The sequence below is a fragment of the Streptomyces sp. genome (assembly GCF_036566765.1).
Taxonomy (GTDB): Bacteria; Actinomycetota; Actinomycetes; order Streptomycetales; family Streptomycetaceae; genus Streptomyces.
In genome coordinates this window covers 1-4,998 of record NZ_DATCVQ010000323.1, presented here as the reverse complement: position 1 = coordinate 4,998, position 4,998 = coordinate 1, and the positions used below count along the sequence as shown (strand labels likewise).

The 4,998-nt window shown below is 69.2% G+C and carries 3 protein-coding genes and 2 pseudogenes; all 5 read right to left on the bottom strand.

Translation table 11 applies throughout. From position 1 onward, the window contains the following. Nucleotides 1-180: pseudogene (locus tag VIU94_RS19095) on the bottom strand (ATP-binding protein); the annotation flags it as partial. Then, on the bottom strand, nt 161-709 hold the full coding sequence (locus VIU94_RS19090) for a DUF742 domain-containing protein (RefSeq protein WP_331913034.1): 549 nt from the start codon (nt 707-709) through the stop codon (nt 161-163). The pseudogene VIU94_RS19095 and the gene VIU94_RS19090, both read right to left, overlap by 20 nt. A 110-nt stretch (nt 710-819) precedes the next feature. Then, a complete protein-coding gene (locus VIU94_RS19085; protein WP_026057603.1) occupies nt 820-1,233 on the bottom strand; it encodes a roadblock/LC7 domain-containing protein in 414 nt (137 codons plus the stop codon). A gap of 10 nt (nt 1,234-1,243) precedes the next feature. Continuing rightward, nucleotides 1,244-4,456 (bottom strand): sensor histidine kinase, encoded by a 3,213-nt coding sequence (locus VIU94_RS19080; RefSeq protein WP_331913033.1) that lies wholly within the window; start codon nt 4,454-4,456, stop codon nt 1,244-1,246. Nucleotides 4,457-4,793: 337 nt separating this feature from the next. Next, nucleotides 4,794-4,998 (bottom strand): annotated as a pseudogene (locus VIU94_RS19075) (ATP-binding protein); the annotation flags it as partial.

The following is a 4,998-nucleotide window of genomic DNA, read 5'->3' as shown; positions in this document are numbered from 1 at the left end:
GTGCGTGAGGTCGTCGATGCCCGCGGAAGCAGACGTCATGACGGCCTCGGTGCGCAGCGGGTTGATCTCGGAGACGGCGCCGACGAACGTGGTCTTGCCCACGCCGAAGCCACCCGCCACCACGATCTTCGCGCTGGTGGTTGAACGGGCCGCGCCGCCGCTAGAGCTTGCGAAGTCCACTGAGCACCCTTTCGAGCAGTGTCACGTCTGGCTGGCCGCCCGCGGCCTCGTCGCCGCCGGGCTGGTGAATGGCGACGAGGCCGGCCTCCGCCAGGTCGGCGACGAGGATCCGGGCAACGCCGAGAGGAATGGAGAGAAGCGCCGAGATCTCCGCAACGGACTTGATCTCGAAGCACAGTCGGCAGATCCGCTGGTGCTCGGGCAACTGCCCCTGCAGCCGGGACGGATCGGCCGTGGTGCTGACCAGCGCCTCGATGGCGAGCTGGTAACGCGGCCGGGTGCGGCCGCCGGTCATCGCGTAAGGACGCACCAGCGGGTTGTTGTTGTTGCTCCTCGGCGGCGAGGGCTCCGCCCGGCGCTGCGGTACCGACTGGGCGTACGGCTGGGCCTGCGGCGGCTGCTGCTGATAGGGCTGGCCGCCCTGTCTGCTCGGTGCGGAGGGAAAGTTGAACCGGTTCTGCGCGGTCTCTCCCAGCGGCTGATGAGCATCAAAACCGTCATAGGGGCGTCCGCCCGGGGGTGTTCCCACGTCTCCTCCTCCGACTGCCGTCGCGGTCCATGTCCCTGTGGAACCGCGCCACCGCACCTTATGGTGCGGTGGCGTGAAACGCACAGTCTGTCTGCTGGTTGAGAACAGTTCTAATTGAGCAGGCTGCCCTGGAGCTCCGCACGGAGATCCGGGGTGAGGACGGTGCCGGCCCGGTCGACCAGCAGCGCCATCTCGTAGCCCACCAGGCCGATGTCGGCCTCCGGGTGCGCGAGCACGGCCAGCGAGGAGCCGTCCGAGATCGACATGATGAAGAGGAAGCCGCGCTCCATCTCCACGACGGTCTGATTGACCGCGCCCCCCTCGAAGATGCGGGACGCGCCCGCCGTCAGCGAGGTAAGTCCGGAGGCGACGGCCGCAAGCTGGTCGGCACGGTCCCGGGGGAAGCCCTCGGACATCGCCAGCAGGAGTCCGTCGGCGGAGACCACCACCGTGTGGGACACCCCGGGGGTGTTGTCCACGAAGTTGGTGATCAACCAGTTCAGATTCTGCGCCGCCTGGCTCATCGGGCTCACACTAACGCTCCTGGTTGTAGGTATTACCCGGGCCGAGGCCCGATCCGTTCGTGTCCGTTCCCGCGGTGCGACCCTGCTGAACGCCGCGGCGCAGGTTGCTCAACCTGCCCCGCACGTCCTCCGGCGCACGGGAGACCTGAGGGCCGCCCTGCGGGGTCTGCTCCGCCGTCCCCTCGACCAGGTTGGCCTTGGGAACCCGCCGCGGAAGACCGGACGAGGTGACCCCGCCCGCCTTCGGATCGCGGAGCTTCTCGGCCCGCTGCCAGCGCTCGTCGTTCGTCGAGCGCCAACCGTCGGTGCCGTCGGCTTCGTTCTGCTGCCCCGGCTGCGACTGCTGCGGCTGCTGTGCCTGCGGGGCCTGCTGCTGCGGCGACTGCTGCGGCTGCGAGGCCCGCGGCGCGGCGCCGCCGCGGCGCGGAAGACCGGCGTCGGTCATCGCGTGGCCAGCGTTCGGGGTGGGGCCCGGACGGTCGAAGCCTACGCGGTCGTGGCCCCGTTCGGGAGCGCCCTGAGCAGATTCCGCTTCCGCTTGGTACGGCTGCTCGTAGTCGCCCTGGTATGTACCCTGGTCGGCCCACTCGCCCTGGTGGGGCTGGGGCTCGAAGGAGTTGTCGTACTGCGCCCCGCCCTGCTCCTGAGGCTCGTACGACGATTCCGCATAGCCGGCCTCGGGGTAGCCGCCGGCGGACTGGTCGTAGCCCTCGTAGCCCTGCTGCGGGTACGCGTAGCCGTCCTGCTGCGGAGCCTGCTGCCCGTAGTCGGCGGCGTAGTCCTGGCCGTAGTCCTGGCCGTACTGCTGGCCCTGGTCCTGCGGCGCGTAGCCCTGGTGCGCGGAGCCGGCCTCGTCGCGGAACAGCGGGCGGTCGCCCTCCTGGCCGTGCGTCTGCGCCTCCAGCTGGGCACGCCGCTCCTCGCGCATCAGCGAGCGGTTGACCGGGTCCAGCTGACGCTCGTCGACCTGCTCGTACCGCGAGTCGTCGAAGCCCAGCTCGGCCGCGGTCCGCATCGGGGCGACCTCGTAGGAGGGCTGCTGCGCGATGGAGGACTGCTGCGGAATGATCTGCGAGACCGTGAAGTCGTCCTGCGGCAGATCCGCGCCACCGCCACCATGGGTGATCGCGTCCGGGAGCATGACCAGCGACGTGGTGCCGGCCTGCTCGCCCGAGGGACGCAGCTGGACGCGGACGCCGTGCCGGTCGGCCAGCCGGCCGACCACGAACAGGCCCATGCGCTGCGAGACGGCGGCGTCCACGGTCGGCGGGTTGGCCAGCTTGTGGTTGATGTCCGCGAAGTCCTCGGCGGTGAGGCCGATGCCCTTGTCGTGGATCTCGACCATGACGCGGCCGTCGGGCAGACGGGTCGCGGTCACCCGGACCTTGGTCTGCGGGGAGGAGAACGTGGTGGCGTTCTCCAGGAGCTCGGCGAGCAGGTGCACGAGGTCGGTCACGGCCTGGCCGTGGATCTCGGCGTCCGGCACGCCCGCCAGCTCGATGCGCTCGTACTGCTCCACCTCGGAGGCGGCGGCGCGCATGACGTCGACCAGCGGAACCGGCTGGTCCCAGCGGCGGCCCGGCTCCTCGCCGGCGAGGACCAGGAGGTTCTCGCCGTTGCGGCGCATACGGGTCGCGAGGTGGTCCAGCTTGAAGAGGTTCTCCAGCTGGTCCGGGTCGGCCTCGTTGTTCTCCAGGTCGGTGATCAGGGTCAGCTGGCCCTCGATCAGCGACTGGTTGCGGCGCGACAGGTTGGTGAAGATCGCGTTGACGTTGCCCCGGAGCATGGCCTGCTCGGCGGCGAGCCGGACGGCCTCGCGGTGGACCTGGTCGAAGGCCCGGGCGACCTCGCCGATCTCGTCCTGCGTGTCGATCGGGATGGGCTGGACACGGGTGTCGACCCGGCCCGGCTCGGTACGGGAGAGCTGGTCGACCAGCATCGGCAGGCGCTGCTCGGCGATGCCGAAGGCGGCGGTGCGCAGCTCGCGCATCGCGCGGCTCATCTGGCGGGCCATGAGACCGGCGATGATGAAGGCGGCGAGCAGCGCGATCACGACGATGCCACCGTTGAGGTAGGCGTCGGTCGCGGCCTCGTCGGAGATGTTCGAGGCCTCGGTCACGGCCTTGTCGACGAGCTCGTCCTCGACGGTCTTGTAGCCGTCGAACTTGGCGGTCGCGGCGCCCATCCAGGTCTGGACGGTGATGTCCTGCCGCTTCAGGTCCTTGATCTCGCCCGGGTCGCCGGCGTTGCCGATCGCGGTGGCCATGCCGGTGAAGACGGAGCCGTCCTGCTTGCCCCTCGGCGGGTTCAGGCCGGCGGCCTGCAGCCTCTTGCCGCCCTCGGTCGCCTTCGCGGTCATGACGTCCTTCAGCCGCGTGGCGTCGGCCTCGGTGCCGCCGGATATGTACTCGGCGAGAGCGATCTGCTCCAGGTAGTTGTACGACTTGAAGGCCACGGACTGCTCGCCGAAGACGGCCTTGTCCTTGCTGGGCCGGACCAGGAGCTGGGTGCCGATGGAGCGCTGCAGCGACTCGGCGGCCTTGGCGAGCTGGACGGCGTAGAGGGTACGGCCGTAGCTGGTGACGTTGCCGGTGCCCAGGCCGAGCTCGTTGGAGAACTCCATCAGGTAGTGCTGGACGCCGGTGTACCCGAGCTGGGTCTGCACCGGGTCCAGGGCCGGGGTGTACGCGCCCTGGCGCAGCAATGCGAGCTTCGGCTCCTCGCGCTGGAAGAGGTCGAGGCGACGCTCCAGACCCTGACCCGAGGGCAGGTCCTTGATCGCCTGGTCGAACTTGACCTTGGCGGCGTCGGTGGCCGCGTACGCGTCGCGGACCTCGTCGGTGTCGCGCTGCTCGGCGGTCTTGGCCGCGAGCAGCGGAGCGGCGGTCAGGTCGCGCTCGTTGAGCAGGGCGTTGCCGTACTCGGCGGCGGCGCGCACGATGAGCGCCGTCTTCTCGGCGTCCTGCGCCTCCTGCCAGGTGTCGATCGACCCCTTGACCTGGAAGCCGCCCATGACCAGGCCGACCAGCGCGGGTATGAGCAGGATCGCGTTCAGGCGGGTGGGCACCCGCCAGTTGCGCGGGGACAGCTTGCTGGAACTGCCCGCCTTGGCGCTGGCCTGGGGGGTTCCGGGCTCGTCCGCAGGCGATGCCACGATGCGCGGCGGCGGGGTGAAGTTGCCCCGCGCCTGCTGCTCCGCGGCGCTTTCCTTGCTTCGCCTCACTCGACCAACAACCTCTCGGCGTCGGCACCTACGTTGTGCCGTGTTTCGTTCAGGGCCGTACTACTCGGGAGTTCATGAATTGCAGCACGTGAAGGGTGTCCGTTCCAAACAGCCTGAACGGGCGGTTTTACGTGGCGCAGGCCTCAGATAAAACGGGCATAAAGAGCGAGCCCCGTCAAATGGCGGGGCTCATGTGAGCGCTGTGGTACCGGTCGGATGCGTCGGGTGTCCGTGAGGGCCCAATTCTCTGTCGAAATGTTATGAACACGGGGGCGGACCGTGTCAAAGGACACAGGCCGCCCCCAAGATCTCTACGACAACTTCCGTAAGAGCTCTTCTACTTGAGGCGGGCCATCAGCGCGTGCTCCACCAGGGTGATGAGGGCGCTCTTGGCGTCGCCTCGGTGGCGGGCGTCGGTGGTGATGATGGGGGTGTCGGGGCCGATCTGGAGGGCCTCGCGGACTTCTTCGGGCTGGTAGGGCTGGTGTCCGTCGAAGCCGTTGAGGGCGATGACGAAGGGCAGGCCGCTGTTCTCGAAGTAG